The sequence below is a fragment of the Pseudomonas sp. GW821-FHT02H06 genome (genome assembly GCF_059421525.1).
The window spans coordinates 161,135-185,589 of record NZ_JBWKVD010000008.1; the positions used below are offsets into that span (position 1 = coordinate 161,135).

Consider the following 24,455-nt stretch of genomic DNA (forward strand, 5'->3'; position numbering starts at 1 on the left):
CTATCCTCAAGCAACCAGAGACACCGCCAACGGCAGGAACAAGGCCGTGGCGACACCCATCAGACTCATCGCCAACGCCGCGAAGGCGCCGCATTCCTCACTTTCCTGCAGGGCCGCCGACGTACCCACCGCGTGGGCCGTCAGCCCAAGGGCCATGCCGCGGGCTTCCGGGCTGGTGACCCGCGCCAGCGTCAGCAGGCCGGGGCCGAATATGCCGCCGATCACCCCGGTTATCAACACAAAGACTGCGGCCAGCGCCGCCACACCGCCAATCTGCTCGGCGACCAGCATGGCGATCGGCGAGGTCACGGACTTGGGCGCCATGGTCATCAGGATCATGTGATCGGCGCCGAGCATCCAGCCCAGCCCGACGCACAGCCCGGTGGCCAGGACGCCGCCCACCACCAGCGTAGTCAATACCGGCCAGAACAGCTGCCGGATGCGCCGCAGGTTCAGATAAAGCGGCACGGCCAGCGCAACCGTTGCCGGGCCAAGCAAAATGCTGAGGATTTCGGTGCTTTTGCGGTACTCAACGTAGGACAGCCCGCAGCTCACCAGTACGCCTATCACCACCAGCATCGAAATCAGCACCGGTTGCAAAAACACCCAGCGGGTTTTCTCGTAGCCAGCCAGCACCAGTTGATACGCGCCCAGCGTGATGGCGATACCGAACAAGGGGTGATGAATCACCGACAGCCAGGCGCCGTGCCAGTCCAAACTCATGATGGCTCCCGGCGATTGGCCTGACGGTCGATGAGTTTCTGCATCAGCCAGCCGGCGAAGGTCAGCGACACCATCAGGGAAATCACCAGCGAGCCGACGATCGCCCAGAAGTCCTCGGCGATCTGGTCGGCATACACCATCACACCCACGGCGGGCGGCACCAGCAGCAGCGGCAGGTATCGCAGCAGACTGCTGGCCGCCAGGCTGATGGGTTCACTGACTTCGCCGCGGGTCATGAGGTAGATCATCAGCAGCACCAGCCCGATGATCGGGCCGGGCAGGATCGACAGAAACAGGTGATTGAGCGCGGTTCCGATCAGTTGGAACAGCACAAGCCAGGTCAGGCCTCTTAGCAACATAGAAAACTCCAGCAGATTCGCGGCGACATTATAGGCATGCCACCCGCGCTGCCTATGGGGCGGTATTCACCAGTTGAGACCACGTTGACCCGCGCAGTGGCGCGTGCTGATCTTCAATGCCAAGCAATAACAGCGCCGGCGTCACCTCGTCGACTGCGGTTCAAACTGTAGGAGTGAGCTTGCTCGCGATCTGACGCGAAGCGGCAGCAAACCTGCGAGCGCGTTGTGTCAGGGGGCCTGCCCGTGAAGATCCAGCGCAAAAACAATCACCCACTAGGAGAGTAGCGATGCCCCACGTACCCGTTGCAGAACTCAAGAGCTATGAAGGCAAGGACCTGGGATGCTCCGAGTGGCTGACCATTGATCAGGGACGCATCAATCTGTTCGCCGAAGCCACCGGCGACTTCCAGTTCATCCACGTCGATCCGGTAAAAGCAGCGCAAACCCCGTTCGGTTCGACCATCGCCCATGGCTTTCTGTCGCTGTCGCTGATGCCCAAGCTGATGGAGTCCTTGATGGTCGTGCCCGAAGGCATGCAGATGGCGATCAACTATGGCCTGGACAGCGTGCGCTTCATTCAGCCGGTGAAAGTGAACTCGCGCGTTCGTCTAAAAGTCACGCTGGCGGAGGTGACCGAAAAGAAGCCCGGCCAATGGTTGCTCAAAGCCTCCGCGGCCCTTGAAATCGAAGGCCTGGACAAGCCTGCGTTCGTGGCGGAACCGCTTTCGCTGTGCTTCGTGTAAGCCCCGCCGCCTCTCCATAACGCCTGCGCAAACCTTCCTGAAACATGAAACAGTCGTAACAGACTGTTTCATGAGCGTTCCTCGCTGCGGCATACTCGCTGCGGCTGTGTGAGCGACTCGATACACGTACGCGATCAGATCACGCCGAAACATCTTATTTTCGGGATTTACCATGCGCGCGTTTGCTCCTTTGGCCCTGACCTTCCTTCTTACCGCTTGCGGCGATGGCGAATCGCTGTTGCCCCCGGACGCTCGCCTGCCCGACGGCGGACGCTATCGTGGCGACGTGATCAACGGCGTGCTGCAAGGCAAGGGCCGGATCGATTATCCCAATGGCAGCTGGTACGCCGGGGAATTCAAGAACGGTCAGTGGAACGGCCAGGGTGAGTGGCACGCCAGCAACGGCGACGTGTACAAGGGCGGTTTCCAGGACGGGCTTTTCAATGGCCAGGGCTCGCTGACGACCAGCGCCGGCAGCTACGTCGGCGGCTACAAGCTGGGGCGGCGCGACGGCGAAGGCACGCTGAAAGAGCACGGCATGAGCTATCGCGGCGAGTTCAAGGCCGACCTGTACGACGGCGCCGGTCATCTGGAACTGGATGACGGCAGCGAGTATCAGGGCCAGTTCGCCCACGGCAAACCCAACGGCGAGGGCCAGCGCAGCGATTCGGCCGGCAACCAGTTCAGCGGCAAGTTCGTCGACGGGCAGCTTGAAGGCACGGGCAATTTCAACAGCGCCGATGGCGATCAGTACGTTGGCGGCTTTCACAACAATCAGCTCAACGGTCGCGGTCGCTACGAAAACGCCGATGGCGATGTCTGGTCGGGGCAGTTCAAGGATGGCGCGTTCACCGGCAAGGGCGAGTTGATCGGCGCGGACGGCACGCGCTACCAAGGCGACTTCAAAAACTGGCGCTTCGCAGGCTCAGGCAGCCTGAAGCTCCCGGACGGCAGCGTGTACATCGGGCAGTTCGAGAACGACAACTATCAAGGCAGCGGCGTGCTGACCACCGCGGAAGGCGAAGTCCAGAGCGGCACCTGGTCGAACGGCCAGCGGGTGCGCGATGCCGCCGGCAAGCTGCTGCCGGATCCGCTGGAAATCGGCTTGCTCGCCCAAGGTGCCCTCGTCGAAAAGGCCCTCGCCGCCGTGCCCGCCTCCACGCCGGCCATCGAGCTTTACAGCCTTGTCGTGGGCGGCGATGGCAAGCAGAGCGTCTTTCTGCGCGAGGCCGATTACGTCAACAAACTGCTCGCGACGCGCTTCGGCGCTTCGGGTCAAATCACCTTGGTGAACCATCGCGATCATATGGCCGATCGACCGCTGGCCACCCGCGAGACCATCAGCCGCGCCGTGCAAACGTTGGCCAAGCGCAGCGGCCCGGAAGATTTGATCTTCATTTACCTGACCAGCCACGGCACCCACGAACACGAGTTGGTGCTGGATCAGCCGCGTCTGGAGCTGTCCGACCTGCCTGCCAATGAGATGGCTGGCGTGCTGGCTCCGCTGAAGAATCGCGACAAGGTGGTGGTGATTTCCGCCTGCTATTCGGGCGGTTTCATTCCGGCGATCAAGGACGAGCGGACGATGGTGATTACCGCTTCACGTGAAGATCGAGTGTCGTTTGGCTGCTCTGAGGAGGCCGATTTCACCTACTTCGGCGAGGCGCTGTTCGGCAAGGCGCTGGTTGAAACCGACGATCTGGTGCAAGCGTTCAATGAGGCAAAAGACATCGTCGCCCAGCGTGAGACGGACGAAAGCTTCGAAGCCTCCGAGCCGCAGATGTGGGCGCCGAAAGGTGTGGTCGCCCATTGGCGGCAGCTGCGCAAGAGCCAGGCGGAGCGGGCGTTGAATACCGTTCGACGCTGAGTGCTCAGGCCCAAAAGCGGGGTCACTTGAACATTTCATGTGTTTTTGTGAAACCCTCCCGCTTCGCTCGCAGTCTGTTCCGGTACAGCGCCTATGCTTGTGGCGTATCAAGGGAGAAAGATCATGTACTTGACGCCTCAGCACATTTTGCTTGCCGGAGCTACCGGATTGACTGGCGAGCACTTGCTCGACCGCCTGCTTAACGAACCCACTGTCACCCGCCTCCTCGCCCCCAGCCGTCGTCCTCTGGCTGAACATCCACGGCTGGAAAACCCGGTCGGCGATCTCCAGAGTTTGTTGCCCACCCTCGAAGGTCCGGTGGACATCGCTTTCTGCTGCCTGGGCACCACGATCAAACAGGCCGGTTCCCAGGAAGCGTTTCGGGCCGTGGATCTGGACATGGTCGTGGCATTCGGCAAACGTGCTCGCGAGCTGGGCGCGCGTCATCTGCTGGTGATCAGCGCGGTGAATGCCGATCCGAAATCGAGCATCTTTTACAGCCGCGTCAAAGGCGAGATGGAAGAAGCGCTGAAGCTACAGGGCTGGCCACAACTGACCATCGTCCAGCCGTCGTTGTTGATTGGCGAGCGGCAGGATCAGCGGTTTGTGGAACAGCTGGCCGCGCCGATTGCCAAGTTGATCCCCGGCAAATACGGCGGCATCGAAGCCTGCAACCTCGCCCGCGCGTTGTGGCGCCTGGCGCTGGAAGAGCAGGAGGGGGTGCGGGTGGTTGAATCAGATGATTTGCGGCGGTTGGGGAAATGACTGAGCACTGCTCAAGCTGACAGCAAAAACTGTGTAGTCGTGAGCTTGCTCACGAACGCGGTTTGACAGTCACTTTTACAGGGCCAGTCATGTCGCAATCGCGAGCAAGCTCACTCCTACATGGAATTCATTCGGCCGGACACCGCAGCATATTGTAGGAGTGAGCTTGCTCGCGAAGAGGCCATCACATCCGACGTATCTCCGACAGGACATAGACCGCCGCGAGCAAGCTCGCTACCACATGGAATGCATTCGGCCCGGACACCGCAGCATATTGTAGGAGTGAGCTTGCTCGCGAAGAGGCCATCACTTCCGACGTATCTCCTACAGGACATAGACCGCTTTCGCGAGCAAGCTCACTCCTACAGGGATCGCCGTTCTGAGTTACATCCCGCCAGTAGCCTGAAACCCCACACCCAGCGCGGTCAGGATCGACAGCGGGAGCAGCAGCGTGTCGAGCAGCGCGCTGCCGGGCAGGTCGAGCATCGGGTATTTCGGCGCCTCGGTGCCGAAGCGGTCCTTCTCACAGCAGCCGCCTTCGATGGCGTACAGATCCAGTCGCGTCCCGGCGTACACGACTGGCGCGCCGGGCTGGTTGGCGTCGAGGGTGCGCACGGTCGAGCAGCCTGTGGTCAGCAACAGGCCCAAGGCAATGACGACGAGCTTATTCATCAGCGCCAAAGTGATGCTCGCCCCAACGGGGCAGCATGTCCTGCGGGATGTTAAGCAGGTTGAGAATCCGCGCCACGACGAAATCCACCAGATCGTCGATCGTCTGCGGCTGGTGATAGAAACCGGGCGACGCCGGCAGAATCACCGCGCCCATGTTCGACAGCTTGAGCATGTTCTCCAGATGAATGCTGGAGAACGGCGCCTCGCGGGGCACCAGAATCAACTGCCGACGCTCCTTCAACGTCACGTCTGCGGCGCGCTCGATCAGGTTGTTGCAGGCGCCCGTGGCGATTGCCGACAACGTCCCGGTCGAACACGGCACCACGACCATCGCACTCGGCGAACCGGAACCGGACGCCACCGGCGACATCCAGTCTTCCTTGCCGTACACCCGAATCTGGCCCGCGGTCGCGCCGGTGTATTCGTTTAGGAACGCCTGCATCATCTGCGGCTTGGGCGGCAGGTTGACGTCGGTTTCCGTGGCCATGACCAACTGCGCGGCCTTGGAGATGAGGAAATGCACTTCGCGGTCTTCGCGCACCAGGCAGTCCAGCAGGCGCAGGCCGTATTGCGCGCCGGACGCGCCGGTCATCGCCAGGGTGATGCGTTCCGGGCCGCTCATTTCAGAGCCTCCGCGAGTTTGCCATGCAGGCCGCCGAAGCCGCCGTTGCTCATGATGACCACGTGGGTGCCGGGCTGAGCCTGGTTTTTCACCAGATCAATGATGCCGTCGAGGCTGTCGCAGACCAACGATGGAATGGTGCACTGGGCCGCTGTTCCCGCCAGATCCCAACCCAGATTGGCCGGCGCATACCAGACCACCTGATCAGCTTGAACAACGCTTTCCGGCAGACCGTCGCGGTGGGCGCCGAGCTTCATGGAGTTGGACCGCGGCTCGACGATGGCGATGATCGGCGCATCGCCGACCTTCTTGCGCAGACCGTCCAGCGTGGTGGCGATGGCGGTCGGGTGGTGGGCGAAGTCGTCGTAGATGGTGATGCCGCGCACGTCGGCGACCTTTTCCATGCGCCGCTTCACGCTCTTGAACGCACTCAGCGCTTCAACGCCCTGCTGCGGCACGACGCCCACGTGGCGGGCAGCGGCGAGGGTCGCCAAGGCATTCGCCACGTTGTGCTGGCCGGTCATGCCCCAATCGACGACGCCCTGGACCGCACCTTCAAACAGCACTTCGAATGTTGAGCCGTCATCGCTGAGCAGGTTCGCCTGCCATTGACCGCCCTCGCCCGTGGTTTGCACCGGCGTCCAGCAGCCCATTTGAATCACGCGCTCAAGCGCGGGCTCGGTGGTCGGGTGAATAACAAGGCCTTCGCTCGGGATGGTGCGCACGAGGTGGTGGAACTGCCGTTCAATGGCCGGGAGATCAGGGAAGATGTCGGCGTGATCGAATTCCAGGTTGTTGAGGATGGCGGTGCGCGGCCCGTAATGGACGAACTTGGAGCGCTTGTCGAAGAAGGCGCTGTCGTATTCATCCGCCTCGACGACGAAGAACGGCGTATCACCGAGACGCGCCGAGACATCGAAGTTCTGCGGTACGCCGCCGATCAGGAAGCCCGGTGCCATGCCGGCGTGTTCCAGCACCCAGGCGAGCATGCTGCTGGTGGTGGTTTTGCCGTGGGTGCCTGCAACGGCGAGCACCCAGCGACCGCGAAGGACGTGATCGGCCAGCCACTGCGGCCCGGAAACGTAAGGCAGGCCCTTGTTCAGGACATATTCGACCGCGGGATTGCCGCGCGACATGGCGTTGCCGACCACCACCAGATCCGGTGCCGGTTCAAGGTGCGAAGGGTCGTAACCCTGCATCAACTGAATGCCCTGCGCTTCGAGCTGTGTGCTCATCGGCGGGTAGACGTTGGCATCGGAGCCGGTGACTTTATGGCCCAGATCCTTGGCGAGCACCGCCAGCGAACCCATGAACGTGCCGCAGATACCCAGAATATGAATGTGCATGACCGACCTCTTAGAACATGGGCCGCAGGTTAGCGTAGAAGGCAGTGGATGCGCACGGGGGAATTACCGAGAGCGAGTGAACGCCATGGTAGGACCGGCTTTAGCCGGGACGGCGTCGGGCGCTACGCCGCAGAACTGATGGCGATCACACCGGCCTCTTCCCGGCTGAAGCCGGTCCCACTAAAAGACCGCGTGCACATTGCAGAATTGATGGTGCCCACACTGGCCTCTTCCCGGCTAAAGCCGGTCCTACTGGCTGAACGCGACGCCCTAGTGGGACCGGCTTTAGCCGGGAAGGCGTCAGGTGCCACGCCGTAGCATCGAGGGAACTCACACCGGCTTCATCCACCGAGGGTCCTTAGCGATTAATCCCATGCTTGCGCAGCTTTCTGTACAGCGTATTCCGGCTCACCCCCAGCTCCCGGGCGGCGTGAGTCATGTGCCAGCGCTGGGTTTCCAGGGTGGAGATGAGCGCTGCGCGTTCGGCGTCATCCAGGGGCGAATGGGCCTCATCGGGCATCGTCTGCACACTCCCCCGCCGAATCGCCACCGGCAGATCATCAAAACCAACTCGCCCTTCATCACACAGCGCCGCCAGCGTACGCAGCACGTTGCGCATCTGCCGCACGTTGCCGGGCCAGTTGAAGTCGAGCAGCGCTTGCCTCGTCTTCGCTTCAAGCTCAATCGAAAGCCCGCCCGCCTCCTGTTTCAACAACAACTCCAGCAACTGCGCCTTATCACTCCGCTCTCTCAATGGCGGCAAAGCGATTTCCAGCCCGTTGAGCCGATAAAACAAATCCTCACGAAAGCTGCCGTCCTCCACCCGCTCCAGCAGATTCCGGTGGGTCGCACTGATCAGTCGTACATCCACTGCTTGCGGCTCGCCACCAATGGGCACCACCAGCCGGTCTTCCAGCACTCGCAGTAAACGGGTCTGCAAGGCCACCGGCATGTCGCCGATCTCATCCAGAAACAACGTGCCGCCATCGGCCTGTTGCAGCTTGCCGCGCATGCCTTCTTTACGCGCGCCGGTAAAGCTGCCGCCGCGATACCCGAACAGCTCGCTCTCGATCAGGCTTTCCGGAATGGCCGCGCAGTTCAGCGCCACGAATGGCTTGGTGGAGCGCTGACTCGCCTGATGCACTGCCTTGGCAAACGCCTCCTTGCCAGAGCCCGTTTCACCGTTGATCAGCAAGGGCACGTCACGCTCGAACACCTTCAGCGCGCGACGGAAATCAGCCTGCAGCGACGCATCGCCCAGGCAGATATCACTTGAGGCGAGCGGCACCGCCAACTTGCTGACCATCGGCGTAGCAAGGCCCTTCAGCTCGGCGCGGGATTGCCCACGGAGCACGGCGAAGAATCCCCGCCCGTCCCGCGTGCGCAGCGGCCAACTGGCGGCGGCGTCCGGCGAACCGCGGCTCAGCAGCTCGTCCAGCGAGCAGTCAAACAAAGACTCCACGCCCTGCCCGACCCGTTCGTCACGGCTCAAGCCGAGCAGATTCAGCGCGCTCTGGTTCAGCGCACTGACGCGACCTTCGCCATCAAACGCCAGCAGCCCTTCGCTGAACAGACCAACCGCGCCGGCCTGAAGGTGAAAACGCAGCAGCCACTGGTCATTGAAATGGCGCAGGAAATAACTGCTTTCGATCATCTTCGCTGACAGATTCACCAGCGCCATGGTGTGAAACTGGCTCTGCCGGGACACGTCGTGACGGGCCGACGACACGTCCAGCACCGCAAGCAGATCGCCATGGGGATCGAACACCGGGCTCGCCGAACAGGTCAGTCCGGTGTGGCGCCCCCGAAAATGTTCGTCACGATGGATCGTCACCGACTGACGCTCGACCAGGCAGGTGCCGATGCCATTGGTGCCCTCCCGCGCCTCGCTCCAGTCGGCGCCCAGCCACAAACCGGCGCGCTCGAAAATCCGTCGATCGCCTGGCTCGGTCACGCAGTTGAGGATGATCCCGCGGGCATCGGTCAGCAGCACCGCGCTGCCGCCGGCAAGCTGACGGTGCAGGCTGTTCATCTCGTCGCCGGCGATGGTCAGCACCTGCTGCAACTGCTCGCGACTTTCCAGCACCCGCGCGTGCTCAAGCACGGTCGGCGCCATGGCTTGCGCGGGGTCGAGGTGATAGTCCTCCAGACACCGCAACCATGAACGGGCAATGGAAGGGTCGGTGGCAAGGTGATGGGGTGTTTTGCCCTGGGTAACGGTCAGCACTTGTTCGGCGTGGCGCGTCAGGTGATTGCTGTGCATTTTTATTCTTCATCCTGAGCCGGGGCTCTGCGGAGGATTTGCGACTCAGCATCCTCCTCGCCCGGATTCAATGCAATGCTGCGAAAGGCGGGGCTGCTGAGTTGTCACGCAAAGGGTACAAAGTGTCACTCCATCCGCCCCGCCGTTGATACACCACTCGGCCAGGACCAGACGATCCATCCACAAAGGCCCCGTAAAACCGGGCACAAGACGGCAGTGGCCCGCGCTTTGCTCTACGCTCTAGCCATGCGACCGACTCATACGCCGCAACGCGTTATCCCCAGACAATCACAAGAGCAAGGAGATATTCACCATGCGTTACGCCCACCCCGGTACTGAAGGCTCAATCGTCACCTTCAAGACCCAGTACGGCAATTACATCGGTGGCGAATTCGTGCCGCCGGTCAAAGGCCAATACTTTGAAAACACCTCGCCGATCACCGGCAAGCTGATCGCAACATTCCCTCGTTCCACCGCCGAAGACATCGACAAGGCCCTCGACGCCGCCCATGCCGCGGCCGATGCGTGGGGCAAAACCTCGGTGCAGGAACGCTCGCTGACCCTGCTGAAAATCGCTGACCGCATCGAACAGAATCTGGAATTGCTGGCGGTCACCGAGACCTGGGACAACGGCAAAGCCGTGCGCGAAACCCTCAACGCAGACATCCCCCTCGCCGTCGATCACTTCCGTTATTTCGCCGGCGTGCTGCGTGCCCAGGAAGGCTCGGCTGCGGAGATCGACGGCAACACCGTGGCGTATCACATTCACGAGCCGCTGGGCGTGGTCGGGCAGATCATCCCGTGGAACTTCCCACTGCTGATGGCCGCCTGGAAACTTGCGCCCGCCCTCGCCGCCGGTAACTGCATCGTCCTCAAGCCGGCCGAGCAAACGCCGCTGGGCATTACCGTGCTGATGGAGCTGATCGGCGATCTGTTGCCCAAAGGCGTGCTCAACGTCGTGCAGGGTTATGGCCGCGAAGCGGGTGAAGCCCTGGCCAGCAGCAAACGCATCGCCAAGATCGCCTTCACCGGTTCGACGCCGGTGGGTTCGCACATCATGAAACTGGCCGCCGACAGCATCATCCCGTCCACTGTGGAGCTGGGCGGCAAGTCGCCGAACATCTTCTTCGAAGACATCATGCAGGCCGAGCCGGAATTCATCGACAAAGCCGCTGAAGGCGTGGTGCTGGCGTTCTTCAACCAGGGCGAAGTCTGCACCTGCCCGTCCCGCTGCCTGGTTCAGGAGTCGATCTACCCGCAGTTCATGGAAGTGGTGATGAAGAAGATCCTGAAGATCCAGCGCGGCGATCCGCTGGACACCGACACTATGGTCGGCGCCCAGGCGTCGCAGCAGCAATTCGACAAGATTCTCTCGTACCTCGAAATCGCCCAGGGCGAAGGCGCCGAATTGCTGACCGGCGGCAAGGTCGAGAAGCTCGAAGGCTCGCTGGCGACTGGTTATTACATCCAGCCGACGCTGCTGAAAGGCAACAACAAGATGCGCGTCTTCCAGGAAGAAATCTTCGGCCCGGTGGTCAGCGTGACCACTTTCAAGGACGAAGCGGAAGCCCTGGCCATTGCCAATGACACCGAGTTCGGCCTGGGTGCCGGGGTCTGGACCCGCGACATCAATCGCGCCTATCGCGTAGGCCGGGCGATCAAGGCCGGTCGCGTGTGGACCAACTGCTATCACTTGTACCCGGCCCATGCGGCGTTCGGCGGTTACAAGAAATCCGGCGTCGGCCGCGAAACCCACAAGGTCGCGCTCGAGCACTATCAGCAGACGAAAAATCTGCTGGTGAGCTACGACATCAATCCGCTGGGCTTCTTTTGATTTAGCGTAATCGGGCGACAAGCAACGGCCTCTTCGGAGGCCGTTTTTTATTCGCGGATACCGGCGATTGAAGGTGCAGGCGCGGCAGCGTGTCAGCGGACATCGCTGCTGCATGCCTTTATACTGCCGCGCACATTTCCCCTCTTCGCCCCGCACGACCCGGATCGGGTCTCAAAACCAGGTGCCTACATGGATTTCAATCCGCTTGATCTGATTCTTCACCTCGACGTTTACCTCGACCTGCTTGTGACCCAATACGGCACCTGGGTTTACGCGATTCTGTTCCTGGTGATCTTTTGTGAAACCGGCCTTGTGGTCATGCCTTTCCTGCCCGGCGATTCGCTGCTGTTCATCGCGGGCGCCGTGGCGGCCGGTGGCGGCATGGACCCGGTGTTGCTGGCCTGCCTGCTGATGGCAGCGGCGATTCTCGGCGACAGCACTAACTACATCATCGGCCGCACGGCCGGCGACAAGCTGTTCAGCAATCCGAATTCGAAAATCTTCCGTCGCGATTACCTGACCAAAACCCAGGAATTCTACGGTCGCCACGGCGGTAAAACCGTCACCCTCGCGCGCTTCCTGCCGATCATCCGCACCTTCGCCCCCTTCGTGGCTGGTCTTGGCCGCATGCCTTACCTGCGCTTTCTCGGCTTCAGCGTACTGGGGTCGGTGCTGTGGGTCTGCGGGCTGGTCACCCTGGGCTTCTTCTTCGGCAACATCCCGTTCATCAAGAAGAACCTGACGCTGCTGGTGCTGGCGATCATCCTGATCTCGCTGCTGCCGATGATCATCGGTCTGATCCGCAGCCGCGCAGGTCGCTCCGCCGAGGCGCGCTGAGCCCATGTGGTCGTTCCGGGAATGGCGCAAACGGCGCACGCTGGCGCGCCATCCGGTCGATCCGCAACTGTGGGAGCGCGTACGCCAGCGCCTGCCGATCCTCGACGGGCTGAGCGCCGAAGAAGACCGCTACCTGCTCGACAGTTGCGTGCTGTTTCTGCGAGCCAAACACCTGACGGCGCTGGAAGGCGTCGAGCTGGATGACGAATCGCGGCTGTTCCTGGCTGCTCAGGCGCAGCTGCCGTTGCTCGCCCTGGGCGATCTGAACTGGTATCAGGGTTTTCACGAAATCATCCTTTACGGCGACGATTTCATCAGCCCGCAACGCCATCGCGATGCCAGCGGCATCGAACACGAATGGGACGGCGAGCACAGCGGAGAGGCGTGGTCCCAGGGCCCGGTGATTCTGGCCTGGCCGGGTGTGCTGACGAGCGGAGGATGGGAAGCCTACAACCTGGTGATCCACGAACTGGCGCACAAGCTGGACATGCTCAACGGCGAAGCGAACGGCCTGCCGCCGCTGCACCCCGACATGCGCGTCAGTGACTGGGCCAGCGCCATGCAGAGCGCATACGACGATCTCAATCGGCAACTCGACGCCGACCCGGACGCCGAGAACGCCATCGACCCCTACGCTGCGGAAAACCCCGCTGAATTTTTCGCGGTCATCAGCGAATACTTCTTCAGCGCCCCGGATTTGCTCGTCGAGGCCTATCCCGCCGTCTACGGGCAACTGAAAGCGTTCTATCGGCAGGACCCGTTGGCGCGGCTGACGGCACTTCAGCGCGACAACCCGGTCTATCAGGCTCAACACGACGCCTGAAGCCTGCCGTCACGCATGGCAACGCTCCGGGAATGTGCCTATAATCCGGGCCACTTTTTGGCGTTGCATGCCAGATTCTGAATGGTCAACCAAGGGGGCAAAGCCCAATGAGCTACAGCAAGATTCCGGCCGGTAAAGACCTGCCGAATGACATCTACGTCGCAATCGAGATCCCGGCCAACCACGCGCCGATCAAGTACGAGATCGACAAAGAAAGCGACTGCCTTTTCGTTGACCGTTTCATGGCCACCCCGATGTTCTACCCGGCCAACTACGGTTTCATCCCTAACACCCTGGCTGACGACGGTGACCCCCTCGACGTGCTGGTTGTGACGCCTTATCCGGTGGCTCCGGGTTCCGTGATTCGCGCCCGTCCGGTCGGCGTGCTGAACATGACCGACGACGGCGGCGGCGATGCCAAAGTCATCGCAGTCCCGCACGACAAGCTGTCCCAGCTGTACGTGGACGTGAAGGAATACACCGATCTGCCACCGCTGCTGATCCAGCAGATCGAGCACTTCTTCGCGAACTACAAAGACCTCGAAAAAGGCAAATGGGTGAAGATCGAAGGCTGGGCTGGCGCTGACGCCGCTCGCGAAGCGATCACCAAATCGGTAGCGGCCTACAAGGGCTGATCCGGTTGTGCCCCGCCGAAGCGTTCGCCGCTTCGACGGGGCCACGCTTTACCTGCACGTCCCCGCCTCCTGCTTTTTGAACACCCCTCCCCCATACATCCCGCTTTTTTTCGCCCTCCGCCCTTACACGAATGTTTAAAACTCGCCTTCCACACACAGCGTGTTTAATTGCGCCGTTAGAATTTCTTATTTGAGCAACACCGCTTGATTCAAACTTCCCTGGCGACCGCTTTAGGCAGGCCTTTGCGTTCGCTAATGGCCTAAGACCGATAATGACATCGGCTTCAGCCATTGTTGATGCAAAAGAAAACAGTGAATGAATCGGCCTACAAAAACAGCCGAACGTTGTAATCCTTACATTCACGCCCAGGCATGACGGCGTGCTCATTTGAACACTTCGTTCATTTAAACGAGCTTCAACCCGCCGTAAACTTCGGCCCATGAATACATCAGGTGATCGACTGCGCGGCCTTTTGCGAGAGTGCCATCTCTCCGCGACGGACTTTGCCGCCAACCGAAAAGTTACGCCCCAACACGTGAACAACTGGTTCAAGCGCGGCATCCCCATGGCGCGTATTGAGGAAGTCGCTGAACTGCTGAGCGTCAACGCGCGTTGGCTGCGCAGCGGCGAGGGCCCGAAGCACCCCGGACAAGACCGCTCAATTGCCCAGCAGCCAGACACTCAACCGTCCCGGGCCGAGCGAAGCGCCCGCGAAGAACTGGAAATGCCGGTCTACACCGAACTGGAAACGCAAAGCTCAGGCCGGACTGCGGTGGGCGAAATCCACAACCACAAAGTGCGCCTGTCCCGGCGTGTGCTTGAAACCATGGACGTGGAGCTGCACAACGCCATTTGTGTGGCAATGGTCGGCAACAGCATGGCGGACAAAATTCAGGACGGTTCGCTGATCGGCATTGATCGCGGACGCGTGCAGATCATCGATGGCGAAATGTACGCCCTCGAACACGACGGCATGCTGCGGGTGAAATACCTGTATCGCCTGCCGGGCGGCGGTTTGCGCCTGCGCAGCCACAATTGCGCCGAATACCCGGACGAGATCTTCAGCGCCGAACAGGTTCAGGCTCAGCACATTCATATTCTGGGGTGGATCTTTTGGTGGTCGACCCTCAATAACCGCCGCCACCCGGCAACGTTGGGGCGAGGCGCGCAATGAGCGTGTTTCAGAACTGGGCAGATGCCAGCAACATGGGTATCCTGCACGCCTTCGTTTCAGCACCCGTCGGCCACACGCCGATGGGTGATCGACCTGGCACCGTCTCCGTGACCTGCCCGGTCTACCTGACAAGCGCCTCCTTGCAGCGCGCACTTTTGCGGACGGGTGCGGTTAGCCAAAAACTAATCAAACCCGTCACCGAGAAGCCGGCCACAAGCCGGCTTTTTAACTTCCCATGAATACGGCGCACCGCTAACCCACGCGGCGCCTCCGCGCGCGCGTCAATCGGCAATCAATGGACTGAGCGCCTTAATCAACGAAGCGGACAACCTCCTTCGTTCCAATACAGGAAGTTCATCATGAGTTATCGCAACAAAACCTACATCGCGTTCGCCAGTGAAGACATCAAGCATTACTGGCTGATGAAAGCCTGGAAGCAGAACGAGAAAATCGACTTCGACTTTTTCAATGCCCATGACTTGTTCGAAGCACGGGACAGCAGTTCGCCAGAGACCATCAAACGCCGACTGCGCGAACGCCTCAATAACACCAAGCAAGTCATTTTTCTGGGCAGCGAAGATGGCCGACGCAAAGGCGGTGACGGGGATTCGTTTCTTGCCTATGAAATCGAGGTGATTCTCGAACTCGATCTTCCGATCGTTATCGCCAATCTCTGCCAAAGCAGAAACATCGTCACGGACAACATCCCCCAACCGCTCATCGATCAAAAGCACTTCAACGTGTCCGTATCCTTCCAGCCAAAAATCATTCAGTACGCGCTGGACTACTACGTCGAGGGCTACGCGAAGAGCGAGATGCAGGGCCCCCATCGATATGTCAGCAGAATCTACAACGAGCTGAGCCTGTGATGATCATTCTTCAGGACATGCAGACGTGGCGCTTCTGGCGCCACTTTCTGGTGGCGTTGTTCGCCTGCGTCGGCGGGCTGTCGACGATCATGCAGACCTTCAACGTCATTTACCCCGGCAGCCATGCGATGGAAGGGTTTGGCATCCTGATCGGGATCATCGTGGTGTCAGTTTCCGCCGCGCTGTTCAAAGCCTGGCCGCGCCCGATTGCCGAGGAGTACAACGCACCGAAAACGCGAATCACCATCGTGCCCGGCGACCTTCTCAAGGAGGACGGCCATTTGGTGATTGGCACCAACGACACCTTCGACACGGAAACGCCGAACATCATTGCCACCTCCAGCCTGCAGGGCCAGGCGCTGCAGGTGCTTTACGGCGGCGACCTCAAGGAGCTTGATCGTCATCTGGACGATGCGTTGGTCAACACGCCCTCTATCGGCACGCTCAACAAGCCAGGCAAACACGTGCAATACGGTGTCGGCACCATCGCGACGCTCAAGCACGCGCACCGGCTGATCTTCTTCCTCGCCTATTGCGAAATGGACGCCCAGAACGTCGCGCGCTCCACGCCGGACAAAGTGTGGAAAGGCTTGCTCGCGCTGTGGGCCGAAGTGTCCCGACGCGGCAACGGCGGGACGATCTCGATCCCGGTGATCGGCGGCGGACAGGCGCGACTGTCCAGCGTGCTCCCCGCCCAGGACGCCATTCGCTTCACCCTGCTCTCGTTCATGTTCGCCTCCCGCAACTCGAAGGTCTGCGACGAACTGCGCATCGTCGTCCGCCCCGACGACTACCGAAAACTTGACCGGCTGGAGCTGCAGTCCTTTCTTTCATCGCTGAGGTCCTCATGAACCCGGAAACCAGCCTCGATCTGCCGGACAATCCCGACTGCGCGTTCTGCGCGTACCTGAAGGGTAAACGGCCCTACACCATCCTCTCCTGCACCACACACACCGCGACTTTCGTGACTCGAGAACAACGGGGCCATCCGCACTTGCTGGTGCTGCCACAGCGGCACGTGCCCTCGTTGCTGGAAATGACCGACGAGGAAGTGGCGGCGGTGGCGGTCGAAGTGCGTAATGCGGCGAGGCTTATTGAAAAGGCGTATGCGAGAGCAGGGATTGCGGTTTGGCAGAACAACGGCGTGCCGGCAGGCCAGGCGATCGGGCACGTGCACTTTCATGTGGCGGGGACGTTGCCGGGCGGGGGGACGGAGTTTGGTGAGGTGACGGAGATATCGCTGATGGAGACGGATGAGATTGCGCGGCGGTTGCTGGAGGCGAGATAGGTGTGGCCGGTGCGCTAGTCGCTTTCGAACAACCCTGCGCCGTCTCCCAATCAGAATCCGAAAAGCTTTTTCCTTCGGATTTTAATTTCGCTGTCGAGCAATGCGGATACGGTGGTCAGGAATACATACAGGTCGCCTTCGAAGTAATCTTCGGCGAAGGAGGTGTCTTGACCAAAAGGCGGATCGACGTACTGCAAACCTTCGGTCGTCATATTCCTTCGGATGTAGGTCTTCATTTCTCGTTTAAAGAGGATTGCATGCAGCAGATCCAGAAACCCATAGCCGATGCATTCCTTGACTATCTGGGGAAGCGTGAGGGGTTCGAACTCTCCCTTTTCTTCTTCGGTTAGAAACTCGCCTACTGCATCACCGACGGAGAACATGAATCCATGTATATATGCGTATCGCATGTCCAGCCTTAGAAGCCTAAATTACATTGAACGGCACGATTAGAAGCGGAAAAACCTTTGTCGTCTAACCTTGATTTCGGCATCCAGCAAGACCAAAACGCTCGACAAGAAATCATAAAGATCACCCTCAAAATAATCTTCTGCGAACGACGTTTCCTGGCCAAACGGGGGGTATACATACGCTAAACCGTCTGCGGTCATATGGTTTCTTATATAAAGCTTTATTTGTCGCCTCAAAACCAAGGCATGAATCAAACTCAATACCCCGCCATTACCGAATGACTTTTTGACAATCTCGGGCAAGGTCAGCGGCTTGAATTCCTGCTTCTCCTCATCCGACAGGAATTCGCCGACACCTTCGCCTACTTCATACATAAAGCTGTGCAAGTGCATGTATTTGCTCAACGTGTCACCTCACAAGGATGGAAATGCAGTGACGATATAGTAAGGCATATGGTTATATTCTGAATATTTAATGGTTATGGTGATCTTTGACATCGTGATCGTCTTGGATTGATCCCACCTTGTGATGCCCCAGCCTACGGCGTTTTCCAGACTCGTATCAAAAGTGTATTGCTTGTGTCTCAGCAAAAATTTAGCTTTCGAATACATCAAGATCTTAAGCCTGTTTTTTTGAAGTGCACGACTTACGGCCCACTCCGCGATCTCCAGGTTGTAGAACGTGGATGACACGTCGACCTTCTTCGACGCGAATCTTGTTACTAGGTAACCAATGTCCTTGTCTACATGCTTGCGCCGCGCGTGCCCCCCGCCCAAGTTCTTAGGGACATTTGGTATTTTTTCGCTTGTGACGACTGAGATCCGACCTGCTCGCACAGACGACACTCTGAACGCGTTGTAAAGCGAAGCGGTTGAAAGCGGAACGGCAAACTCAGTTGCAAGACCGATAACCTGGCCAGCCGATTTAGACGTGCCGAGCGCTTCAGCGGCAGATGAGCCGGCTTTGAAAGCAAAAGAGTCAGTCTCTTTGCCTGTAAGGAGCTGTGTTGCCCCTGCGGAAAGCTGGTCGGAAGCATGCACACCCATTGCTACACATCCGATTTTAGTAATCATCGTTGGTTCGGGCACGGCGCAGAGAACCCCTGAACCTGCCAGCTCTACGATACCGCCAACTAGGCGGAGACTCCCGAAGATACGGTTTGACATTATCTCCGCAGGTGTGAGCGACTCTTGCGTCAAGATCGCAGCCATCTGAGCAAAGCTCAGCGCCACGCAAAACTCTCCATCGTCTGCCATGTTGCGTTTCCTTACGCGAATGGTTTGTTGGCGGTTCTGTCCCAACCTCCGGACACAATACCTGCGCTACCGCCATCAGCGCGACGCTGTTGGGAGTATTCGAACTTGATACGGCCATAGTTAAGGCTAATGATTTCCACAGGAAAACCACCTTGATCGGCGCCCTGTCCGCTGACGGTCGCGATCAAGACTTCCTCAAGCACGATGTCCATGTACTTGAATTTTTCACCACCAGAACGATGGATGCGAATCGTGACCGTCTTGATGTGCGAGCCTCGGCAGCACAGCTCGAAGAGCTTGGGCGTCGCTCGATCTATATATTTGCTGATCTGGAGATCGCCCAGCGCCACACCGCCTGCGGATGCCCCGCCGTTGGAACTCGCTGACTGACTGATCGACTGGATTGCGTCGTAATGATAAGAGAGCAGCTCGATCCAACCCTTATGGTCAGCATCCAACGACTCACCTTCTACCCCGTCCACTTGCATAAATGCGTCAAACGACATTGTTAGCTCCCTGCTTTTTTTCAAATGAAAAACAATGCTAGCTGATGAATCACATTGATTGCACCCCATTGACTGCACAGAAGGTGTGATGCAGACAACAATTTATCAATTCCATCCTCATATCAAAAAACACCAATACAGATGCTTCCTAAATCCTAATACAACCTAAATTTCGCATCTCGACTGAAGGCCAGCGCTAATTAATGAAAAGCCAGCGAGGCAGGCAACTGCTAAGTATTTCTTAGTCGTTCGCCAGAGTGAAAATGCCAGGTACGAGGGCATCGAGATTTCAGCGTCAATGCCATCGCTTGGGAGCGATATCGCGTGAGCCGCAGGCGTGCGACACAGTTCCGCCTATCAGCGGTGCCGTTGCGTGAACATCATTCAAATCTTGAAAAAACACTCTTAACCGTTCTACCGTCCAACGCCACTTCGGAGCACTTGGACGGTAGATCGTGTTCTGATTACCAAAGAATTCTACCTCGCGCACGGCTTGCGAAAGCGGGACCGTCTGCAGCCATCCAACGCCAACGAAGTTGGCGCATCGTTCCAGGTCATCGAAAAAATCAACATGATAACCGTGGATGACGAGCTAGAAGCTCGCCGTAATGCTCTTATCGAAGCCCTGGAGACGGGATTCCTTGTGCCAGCGTACCCAAACACTTTTCACTGTGCGCTGGGTTGAGCTAACACGTCGCCAAAGATCAATTTCAGAAACAACATTGTGCGCACATGTCGCCGCCAGCGACACGAGAGCAAAACGTGTCGCTGAAACCAAAATTTAGCGACGCGTTATTCACACATGTTTTCACTGACGCCACGAAAAGGGCGCTCACCACAGCGCCTTTGCCTTTAAATGTATATCCCAGGGATCAGGATCGCATCCATGACCGCAAAGCAACGCTCATGACGCGCTAGAAGCTGCCCCACACAGTTTCACCCCCCCGGATACCGCTTCCAAATCTCATCATCAAACTCCCCGCCATATCCCGTAAACACCCTCGGCACCCGCTCGATATCCTCCGCCACCGCTTCAATCACTTCACGCAATTCAAGCGGCGCAAGCCATCGATCCGGAATCGCTTCTACGCCGTGCTCAATACCCAGCAGATGCCCGGCAATCAGCCCGGTGCTGTCACTGTCGCCGCTATGATTCACGGCATTGATCACGCCGTCTTCGAACGATGTTGCAGTCAGTGCGCACCAGATGCCAATCGCCAAGGCTTCTTCCGCGATCCATCCGCCGCCCAATTCCTCGATCCGCTCGGGGGTTGGGCGGTGGCCTTCGTAGCTAAAGAACAGCACGCGCTCGACCAGGGCACGTGTTTCTTCCATACCGGGTTTCTGGCCGTGCTCGGACAGGCTTTTAGCGACGGCCTCTTCGAGGCTGTCCTGGCGGTCGACGATGCGCTGGAGGATGTCGGCGAAAAGACCGCCTGCCATGTAGCCCGTTGGGTGACCGTGGGTCAGACGGCCGGATTCGGCGGCGTTGTCGAACGCGTTGGGGAAGAACGCGCACGGCGCGACGCGCATGACGGCGCCGCAGCCTTTGCTGTCGTTTTGGGCGAAAGAGCCAAATTCCGTACTGGCCTTCAATGCGCTTAGACAGGTGAGGCCGGGCGCGCGGCGGGACCACAACTCGCGTTCATGCACCAGCCAGCCGTCCAGGCTGACGTCAGTGGCCGGCGAGTAGTCCTGGGTTATCAGCCAGCGCAGCAACGCATGGTGGATGACGCCGGGTACGTTGCAAATACCGCGGGAGATGCCGCGCACATAGGCGCGCAACAGACCTTCAGCGGTGAAGAGCACCATTTGCGTGTCGTCGGTGATGGCGCCAAGTCGACCGTAAGCGGGGACGAAATCGACGATGCCACGCGCACCGAACGTCGCGTGGATGGCGTTCCATTTGAGAAATTCGACCGGCGCACCCAGCGCATCGCCCACCGCGCCGCCGAGCAGGCAGCCTTTGATCCGTTCAAGTCTGTTCATCTGCGCTTCCCTACACTGGCTGCATCATGGTTTGGAGCAATTCGAGCGTTCTTTCAAGTGGCTCAACATAGGCGCTTTCTGCACGCGAAGTCCTGATCCTCTATTTTTTAATCCTCAAATTCAGGTTCCGGATCTTGCTCACGCCGACGCGACCTCCACCTCTTATACCCATCCGCAATCTCCACCTCGGTCATCACCATTCCGAACCTCGGACAAGCCTGCTTCAGCTCCAGCTCGGCCGGAATGAAGTAATCCCCGCCCCTGATTGATCGGAGCATACCGTTGGGCACCTCACCGAAGGCGATGAGACTCGGCGCCTCAACTGGCAGCCCTTTTCCTTCGTAGGCATCGTATGCAGCCATGTAGAGCACATCATTGATGTGGGCTTGAACACTCCGATCGCTACGCTTGAAGAAATGCACAGACTGGAGGCTTTCTTCCAACAGATCAACGTGTCGCTGGAGCTCAGACTGAGGCGGAATTTGCCCGAGAACATTACCCGCCAACACAAGCACTCCAAGAATGTATCGAGCGCTGAACTGCTGCAGAAAACCCTGCACGTCGTTGCGTTTCAGGCCCACAAACATCATCGCGTAGCGCGTGTCGACTTTCATGGCGAGCAGGACATGAGTCCTGCCGAATTTGGTGACGTGCAGTTGCCAGCGATCCACTCGATCGTGGGCTGCGCTGTCCGGTTCCAGCGATTGGGCAGCGGCGGAGGGCTGCACAGCGCTGATGATTTCGCCCTTCACTTTCTTGGAGAAGAAATCACAGGCGTCTTGGGTGCAATCAAAGATCAGCATGGGGATGGAGGGTCCATTCGGCGATGGTCGAGGATACCGACGCTGACCTCGAGGCGCCAACACGCGGAAAAGACGAATCGGCTGCCGGTAGCTTTTCGGTGTCTGGACAGGCCCCTTCCCGGCTAAAGCCGGTCCTACTAACTGACCGCGTGCATTCAGTGGGCCAGGCTCTAGCCGGGATGGCGTTAGAAATCCCAATACGGGGGAGTAAAACCCAGAACAGCTTGTCTTCATCGACTCATCTGCCTAACCCCAAGCATCACAATTACCGCCCCGCACACCCGATCAATCGCCTTCTTCTTGCTGGCATACGCCCCGGCAATCCGAGGCCGTGACAGCGCGGTCGCGATCAGTGCATACCAGGCAGACGACACGAGGCCGACCATCGCCAGCATCGCCGCGAAGGTTTCAAACTCGACATGGCTGGGTGCGGCAGCGGAAAAGATCGCGGCGTAAAACGCGACTGACTTGGGGTTGGCGATGTTGGTTGCGACGCCCTGTTTGAAGGCGCTTCGCAGGCTGGGCATCTCGCCGGCCCGGGCGTTGAGGGCGGGAGGTTTACCGGAGGCGAATATCAGGCGCATGCCGAACCAGACGAGGTAGCCCGCGCCGAGGCATTTGACGACGAACGCCAGCCACGGCAACAGCGAAAACACTGCGCCAATGCCCAGGATGGCGCACGTCGCCCAGAACAGATTCACCACCACGATGCCCGCCACCAGCATCAGTGCGTGAGCCGTTGTCGCAGAAACCGCTTTGTGCGCGACAGCCACGAAGTTAGGGCCGGGGATGATCACGCCAGCGCAGTAGACCGAGAAGACAGCTGTTACGGCGGGCCAATTAACCATGTGAACGTTCCTTGTCTTAAGGTGTGTAGGGGCGAGAATACCGGCGATCAACCTCACCCCGCCAACACATGCCTCAAAAACAACGCCCCCGCCACCGACAACCCCGCCCGCGACCTCACGCAAACGTTGAGTTCGCGACTGGCCCATCCCTCTTCCAGCTGAACCACTTTCGCTCCCTCCATTCGGTAAATCCCTACGCTGCCTTCGGGCATGATGCCGATGCCCACGCCTGCCTGAACCATCAGGCTCAGGGCGTCATAGCTGGCGACTTCCATGCGGATTCTCAGGGAGCGGCCGAGGTCGTTGGCGGCTTTGATCAGCTGGAAATTCAGGTGGGTGCCGCTGCGCAGGGCGACGTATTCGTGGTCGAGGGTGTCGCTGAAGCGCACTGACTCGCGGCCTGCCAGCGGGTGGTCGTTGGGCACGATCAACACCAGGCGGTCGGTGCGGAACGGGAAGACTTCGATGTCGGCGCCATGGGGCAGGCGCGTGAAGATGCCGATCTCGGCGCGGTTTTCGGCGACGGCTTTGGTGATCGCCAGGCTTTGCTGCTCTTCGAGGCTGATGTTGATCAGCGGGTAAAGCGCCATGAACGATTTGATCAAGCCGGGCAGGAATTGGGTGATCGCGGAGATGTTGGCGAGCACGTGCACCGAGCCGCGCGTGCCGTTGGAGTAGTCGCGCATCTGCAGGACGATGTCGTTGAGGTTGTTCAGCGCGCTACGGGCCATGAACAACAGCGACAGCCCCGCGTCGGTCGGCGTGATGCCTTTGTTGGTGCGGTTGAGCAGCCGGGAATCGAGCAGCTCTTCCAGTTCGCTGAGCCGCTTGCTGACGGCCGCCGCCGCAATGTGTTCGCGCTTGGCGGCAGCAGCAATGGTGCCTTCTTCAACGACGCTGACGAAGAGGCGCAGCGAGACAGGGTCGAGTTTCATGTGGGGTACCGGGCGTGCTGGCCTGAGTGGCCGCCATAGTACCCCGTCAGACATCGCCTCAGAACGCGCCCGACAACAGATGGCCGGCGTTCGGAACCTGCGCTTTGAGGCCGAGGGTTTTGAGCATCTGATAGACAGTCGCCACGGACGCAGATAGAACCGGCTTATCCAGCCGATCCTGTACGACCTGGATGGCGGGCAGCGATGGCATCTGCACGCAACACGACAGCACCACTCCATCAGCTTGCCCGATGTTGAGCCGGTCGGCGTGGGAAACCAGATCCATTGGGTCGAGGCGCCCGACTTGAAGGTTGTCGGAGACTTCCAGGCTGATGGCATCCACCACTTCGATGCCGGCCGCTTCGATGTAGTCGATGACCTGTTGGGTGAGTGGCTTCATGTAGGGCGTGATGATGGATATTTTCTTGTAGTCGAGCATAAGCAGGCTGTCGATCAACGCCCCGGCCGAGCTGAGCACGGGTGCGTCGGAAGCATTGCTGGCAACGGTTTTACTCAGACGATCCTGCGACACTTTATGGTAACCGGCGCCCTGGCACATGATTGCCACCAGGCAGGCGTACGCCATGACATCGACCCGGGCATCGCTCAATTCCAGAGCGCAGCGGTCGCTGTCGACGTCCATCTTTTTCAGCTCTTCGGGGCTGACTTTCATCATGCGCATGCGGGAGGAATGGAAAGTGAAGCGCTCGTCCGGAAACAGGGAATACCGCGACGTGAGCATCGCCGGGATCTCGGTTTCCATGGTGGTGTTTGAGCTGGGGACGATCTGGCCAATCCGGAAGTTTCTCACAGGGTCTTCTCCATTTCGCCGACGGCGAGGTCATGTGCGACCGATGCTAGGAGTGACGGTGAGCTGCGTATATCA

General features: G+C 59.3%; 27 protein-coding genes. 12 read left to right on the forward strand and 15 right to left on the reverse strand.

Annotation, left to right across the window (positions count from 1 at the left end; all coding sequences use genetic code 11):
• Positions 1-6: 6 nt before the first annotated feature.
• Positions 7-717 carry an LrgB family protein gene (locus AC07VF_RS15170; protein WP_192133651.1) on the reverse strand — a complete coding sequence of 237 codons (711 nt, stop codon included), beginning with the start codon at positions 715-717 and terminating at the stop codon, positions 7-9.
• A gap of 2 nt (positions 718-719) precedes the next feature.
• On the reverse strand, positions 720-1,082 hold the full coding sequence (locus tag AC07VF_RS15175; protein WP_065988384.1) for a CidA/LrgA family protein: 363 nt from the start codon (positions 1,080-1,082) through the stop codon (positions 720-722).
• Between the two features lie 287 nt (positions 1,083-1,369).
• Here AC07VF_RS15175 and AC07VF_RS15180 point away from each other — a divergent pair, with 287 nt between their 5' ends.
• The 3 genes from AC07VF_RS15180 to AC07VF_RS15190 all read left to right on the forward strand — a co-directional run bounded on the left by AC07VF_RS15180 (position 1,370) and on the right by AC07VF_RS15190 (position 4,457).
• Complete coding sequence (locus AC07VF_RS15180) at positions 1,370-1,825, forward strand: MaoC family dehydratase (protein ID WP_495009178.1); 456 nt, start codon at positions 1,370-1,372, stop codon at positions 1,823-1,825.
• Between the two features lie 172 nt (positions 1,826-1,997).
• Complete coding sequence (locus tag AC07VF_RS15185) at positions 1,998-3,692, forward strand: C13 family peptidase (RefSeq protein ID WP_192173769.1); 1,695 nt, start codon at positions 1,998-2,000, stop codon at positions 3,690-3,692.
• 123 nt (positions 3,693-3,815) lie between these two features.
• Positions 3,816-4,457: an oxidoreductase gene (locus tag AC07VF_RS15190; protein ID WP_192173770.1), complete on the forward strand. Its 642-nt coding sequence runs from the start codon at positions 3,816-3,818 to the stop codon at positions 4,455-4,457.
• A 384-nt stretch (positions 4,458-4,841) separates the two neighbouring features.
• Here AC07VF_RS15190 and AC07VF_RS15195 read toward each other — a convergent pair whose 3' ends face one another.
• The 4 genes from AC07VF_RS15195 to AC07VF_RS15210 form a co-directional block, all read right to left on the reverse strand.
• The gene (locus tag AC07VF_RS15195; protein ID WP_122536988.1) at positions 4,842-5,129 is read right to left on the reverse strand and encodes a YceK/YidQ family lipoprotein; all 288 of its coding nucleotides are present in this window, start codon (positions 5,127-5,129) and stop codon (positions 4,842-4,844) included.
• Positions 5,122-5,751, reverse strand: a complete 630-nt coding sequence (ubiX, locus tag AC07VF_RS15200) for a flavin prenyltransferase UbiX (RefSeq protein WP_065988388.1) — start codon at positions 5,749-5,751, stop codon at positions 5,122-5,124. Before ubiX ends, AC07VF_RS15195 begins: the two co-directional genes overlap by 8 nt.
• On the reverse strand, positions 5,748-7,097 hold the full coding sequence (gene mpl / locus AC07VF_RS15205; protein WP_495009177.1) for a UDP-N-acetylmuramate:L-alanyl-gamma-D-glutamyl-meso-diaminopimelate ligase: 1,350 nt from the start codon (positions 7,095-7,097) through the stop codon (positions 5,748-5,750). Before mpl ends, ubiX begins: the two co-directional genes overlap by 4 nt.
• 358 nt (positions 7,098-7,455) lie before the next feature.
• Entirely contained in the window at positions 7,456-9,360 is a 1,905-nt protein-coding gene (locus tag AC07VF_RS15210) for a sigma-54-dependent Fis family transcriptional regulator (RefSeq protein WP_495009176.1), read from the reverse strand.
• A gap of 313 nt (positions 9,361-9,673) precedes the next feature.
• Here AC07VF_RS15210 and exaC point away from each other — a divergent pair, with 313 nt between their 5' ends.
• The 9 genes from exaC to AC07VF_RS15255 all read left to right on the forward strand — a co-directional run bounded on the left by exaC (position 9,674) and on the right by AC07VF_RS15255 (position 16,821).
• Entirely contained in the window at positions 9,674-11,194 is a 1,521-nt protein-coding gene (exaC, locus tag AC07VF_RS15215) for an acetaldehyde dehydrogenase ExaC (protein WP_495009175.1), read from the forward strand.
• 189 nt (positions 11,195-11,383) lie between these two features.
• Positions 11,384-12,031 carry a DedA family protein gene (locus AC07VF_RS15220; RefSeq protein ID WP_495009174.1) on the forward strand — a complete coding sequence of 216 codons (648 nt, stop codon included), beginning with the start codon at positions 11,384-11,386 and terminating at the stop codon, positions 12,029-12,031.
• A gap of 4 nt (positions 12,032-12,035) precedes the next feature.
• Positions 12,036-12,854 (forward strand): M90 family metallopeptidase, encoded by an 819-nt coding sequence (locus tag AC07VF_RS15225; protein WP_495009173.1) that lies wholly within the window; start codon positions 12,036-12,038, stop codon positions 12,852-12,854.
• 107 nt (positions 12,855-12,961) lie between these two features.
• A complete protein-coding gene (gene ppa / locus AC07VF_RS15230; protein ID WP_062384817.1) occupies positions 12,962-13,489 on the forward strand; it encodes an inorganic diphosphatase in 528 nt (175 codons plus the stop codon).
• A gap of 440 nt (positions 13,490-13,929) precedes the next feature.
• The gene (locus tag AC07VF_RS15235; protein WP_282372805.1) at positions 13,930-14,664 is read left to right on the forward strand and encodes a S24 family peptidase; all 735 of its coding nucleotides are present in this window, start codon (positions 13,930-13,932) and stop codon (positions 14,662-14,664) included.
• Entirely contained in the window at positions 14,661-14,903 is a 243-nt protein-coding gene (locus AC07VF_RS15240) for a hypothetical protein (protein WP_192173776.1), read from the forward strand. Before AC07VF_RS15235 ends, AC07VF_RS15240 begins: the two co-directional genes overlap by 4 nt.
• A 120-nt stretch (positions 14,904-15,023) precedes the next feature.
• On the forward strand, positions 15,024-15,533 hold the full coding sequence (locus AC07VF_RS15245; RefSeq protein ID WP_495009172.1) for a TIR domain-containing protein: 510 nt from the start codon (positions 15,024-15,026) through the stop codon (positions 15,531-15,533).
• Complete coding sequence (locus AC07VF_RS15250) at positions 15,533-16,384, forward strand: macro domain-containing protein (protein WP_423573253.1); 852 nt, start codon at positions 15,533-15,535, stop codon at positions 16,382-16,384. Before AC07VF_RS15245 ends, AC07VF_RS15250 begins: the two co-directional genes overlap by 1 nt.
• A complete protein-coding gene (locus tag AC07VF_RS15255) occupies positions 16,381-16,821 on the forward strand; it encodes an HIT family protein (protein WP_192173778.1) in 441 nt (146 codons plus the stop codon). The genes AC07VF_RS15250 and AC07VF_RS15255 overlap by 4 nt, the downstream gene beginning before the upstream one ends.
• A 50-nt stretch (positions 16,822-16,871) precedes the next feature.
• On the opposite strand, the gene AC07VF_RS15260 is transcribed toward AC07VF_RS15255, so the two are convergent.
• The 9 genes from AC07VF_RS15260 to AC07VF_RS15300 all read right to left on the reverse strand — a co-directional run bounded on the left by AC07VF_RS15260 (position 16,872) and on the right by AC07VF_RS15300 (position 24,380).
• On the reverse strand, positions 16,872-17,204 hold the full coding sequence (locus AC07VF_RS15260; RefSeq protein ID WP_244655993.1) for a hypothetical protein: 333 nt from the start codon (positions 17,202-17,204) through the stop codon (positions 16,872-16,874).
• 66 nt (positions 17,205-17,270) lie between these two features.
• Positions 17,271-17,636: a hypothetical protein gene (locus AC07VF_RS15265; RefSeq protein WP_244655994.1), complete on the reverse strand. Its 366-nt coding sequence runs from the start codon at positions 17,634-17,636 to the stop codon at positions 17,271-17,273.
• Positions 17,637-17,645: 9 nt separating this feature from the next.
• On the reverse strand, positions 17,646-18,488 hold the full coding sequence (locus AC07VF_RS15270; RefSeq protein WP_192173780.1) for an RNase A-like domain-containing protein: 843 nt from the start codon (positions 18,486-18,488) through the stop codon (positions 17,646-17,648).
• A gap of 11 nt (positions 18,489-18,499) precedes the next feature.
• Positions 18,500-18,994 (reverse strand): Hcp family type VI secretion system effector, encoded by a 495-nt coding sequence (locus AC07VF_RS15275; RefSeq protein ID WP_192173781.1) that lies wholly within the window; start codon positions 18,992-18,994, stop codon positions 18,500-18,502.
• A 936-nt stretch (positions 18,995-19,930) separates the two neighbouring features.
• Positions 19,931-20,983 (reverse strand): ADP-ribosylglycohydrolase family protein, encoded by a 1,053-nt coding sequence (locus tag AC07VF_RS15280; protein WP_192173782.1) that lies wholly within the window; start codon positions 20,981-20,983, stop codon positions 19,931-19,933.
• Positions 20,984-21,090: 107 nt separating this feature from the next.
• A complete protein-coding gene (locus tag AC07VF_RS15285) occupies positions 21,091-21,786 on the reverse strand; it encodes a DUF6933 domain-containing protein (RefSeq protein WP_495009171.1) in 696 nt (231 codons plus the stop codon).
• A gap of 230 nt (positions 21,787-22,016) precedes the next feature.
• Positions 22,017-22,634, reverse strand: a complete 618-nt coding sequence (locus AC07VF_RS15290; protein WP_192173784.1) for a LysE family translocator — start codon at positions 22,632-22,634, stop codon at positions 22,017-22,019.
• Between the two features lie 53 nt (positions 22,635-22,687).
• Complete coding sequence (locus AC07VF_RS15295; protein WP_192173785.1) at positions 22,688-23,569, reverse strand: LysR family transcriptional regulator; 882 nt, start codon at positions 23,567-23,569, stop codon at positions 22,688-22,690.
• Positions 23,570-23,627: 58 nt separating this feature from the next.
• Positions 23,628-24,380: a maleate cis-trans isomerase family protein gene (locus AC07VF_RS15300; protein ID WP_342345382.1), complete on the reverse strand. Its 753-nt coding sequence runs from the start codon at positions 24,378-24,380 to the stop codon at positions 23,628-23,630.
• Positions 24,381-24,455 lie beyond the last annotated feature (75 nt).

What these genes read in the sequence shown, in the direction of transcription:
- AC07VF_RS15220 (WP_495009174.1), top strand. Translation starts at nt 11,384, where the DNA reads ATGGATTTCAATCCGCTTGATCTGATTCTTCACCTCGACGTTTACCTC.
- AC07VF_RS15180 (WP_495009178.1), top strand. Translation starts at nt 1,370, where the DNA reads ATGCCCCACGTACCCGTTGCAGAACTCAAGAGCTATGAAGGCAAGGAC.
- AC07VF_RS15270 (WP_192173780.1), bottom strand. Translation starts at nt 18,488, where the DNA reads ATGGCAGACGATGGAGAGTTTTGCGTGGCGCTGAGCTTTGCTCAGATG.
- AC07VF_RS15210 (WP_495009176.1), bottom strand. Translation starts at nt 9,360, where the DNA reads ATGCACAGCAATCACCTGACGCGCCACGCCGAACAAGTGCTGACCGTT.
- AC07VF_RS15190 (WP_192173770.1), top strand. Translation starts at nt 3,816, where the DNA reads ATGTACTTGACGCCTCAGCACATTTTGCTTGCCGGAGCTACCGGATTG.
- AC07VF_RS15285 (WP_495009171.1), bottom strand. Translation starts at nt 21,786, where the DNA reads ATGCTGATCTTTGATTGCACCCAAGACGCCTGTGATTTCTTCTCCAAG.
- AC07VF_RS15250 (WP_423573253.1), top strand. Translation starts at nt 15,533, where the DNA reads ATGATCATTCTTCAGGACATGCAGACGTGGCGCTTCTGGCGCCACTTT.
- AC07VF_RS15175 (WP_065988384.1), bottom strand. Translation starts at nt 1,082, where the DNA reads ATGTTGCTAAGAGGCCTGACCTGGCTTGTGCTGTTCCAACTGATCGGA.
- exaC (WP_495009175.1), top strand. Translation starts at nt 9,674, where the DNA reads ATGCGTTACGCCCACCCCGGTACTGAAGGCTCAATCGTCACCTTCAAG.
- AC07VF_RS15275 (WP_192173781.1), bottom strand. Translation starts at nt 18,994, where the DNA reads ATGTCGTTTGACGCATTTATGCAAGTGGACGGGGTAGAAGGTGAGTCG.
- AC07VF_RS15255 (WP_192173778.1), top strand. Translation starts at nt 16,381, where the DNA reads ATGAACCCGGAAACCAGCCTCGATCTGCCGGACAATCCCGACTGCGCG.
- AC07VF_RS15245 (WP_495009172.1), top strand. Translation starts at nt 15,024, where the DNA reads ATGAGTTATCGCAACAAAACCTACATCGCGTTCGCCAGTGAAGACATC.
- AC07VF_RS15185 (WP_192173769.1), top strand. Translation starts at nt 1,998, where the DNA reads ATGCGCGCGTTTGCTCCTTTGGCCCTGACCTTCCTTCTTACCGCTTGC.
- AC07VF_RS15235 (WP_282372805.1), top strand. Translation starts at nt 13,930, where the DNA reads ATGAATACATCAGGTGATCGACTGCGCGGCCTTTTGCGAGAGTGCCAT.
- AC07VF_RS15240 (WP_192173776.1), top strand. Translation starts at nt 14,661, where the DNA reads ATGAGCGTGTTTCAGAACTGGGCAGATGCCAGCAACATGGGTATCCTG.
- AC07VF_RS15290 (WP_192173784.1), bottom strand. Translation starts at nt 22,634, where the DNA reads ATGGTTAATTGGCCCGCCGTAACAGCTGTCTTCTCGGTCTACTGCGCT.
- mpl (WP_495009177.1), bottom strand. Translation starts at nt 7,097, where the DNA reads ATGCACATTCATATTCTGGGTATCTGCGGCACGTTCATGGGTTCGCTG.
- AC07VF_RS15295 (WP_192173785.1), bottom strand. Translation starts at nt 23,569, where the DNA reads ATGAAACTCGACCCTGTCTCGCTGCGCCTCTTCGTCAGCGTCGTTGAA.
- ubiX (WP_065988388.1), bottom strand. Translation starts at nt 5,751, where the DNA reads ATGAGCGGCCCGGAACGCATCACCCTGGCGATGACCGGCGCGTCCGGC.
- AC07VF_RS15280 (WP_192173782.1), bottom strand. Translation starts at nt 20,983, where the DNA reads ATGAACAGACTTGAACGGATCAAAGGCTGCCTGCTCGGCGGCGCGGTG.
- AC07VF_RS15225 (WP_495009173.1), top strand. Translation starts at nt 12,036, where the DNA reads ATGTGGTCGTTCCGGGAATGGCGCAAACGGCGCACGCTGGCGCGCCAT.
- AC07VF_RS15195 (WP_122536988.1), bottom strand. Translation starts at nt 5,129, where the DNA reads ATGAATAAGCTCGTCGTCATTGCCTTGGGCCTGTTGCTGACCACAGGC.
- AC07VF_RS15260 (WP_244655993.1), bottom strand. Translation starts at nt 17,204, where the DNA reads ATGTTCTCCGTCGGTGATGCAGTAGGCGAGTTTCTAACCGAAGAAGAA.
- ppa (WP_062384817.1), top strand. Translation starts at nt 12,962, where the DNA reads ATGAGCTACAGCAAGATTCCGGCCGGTAAAGACCTGCCGAATGACATC.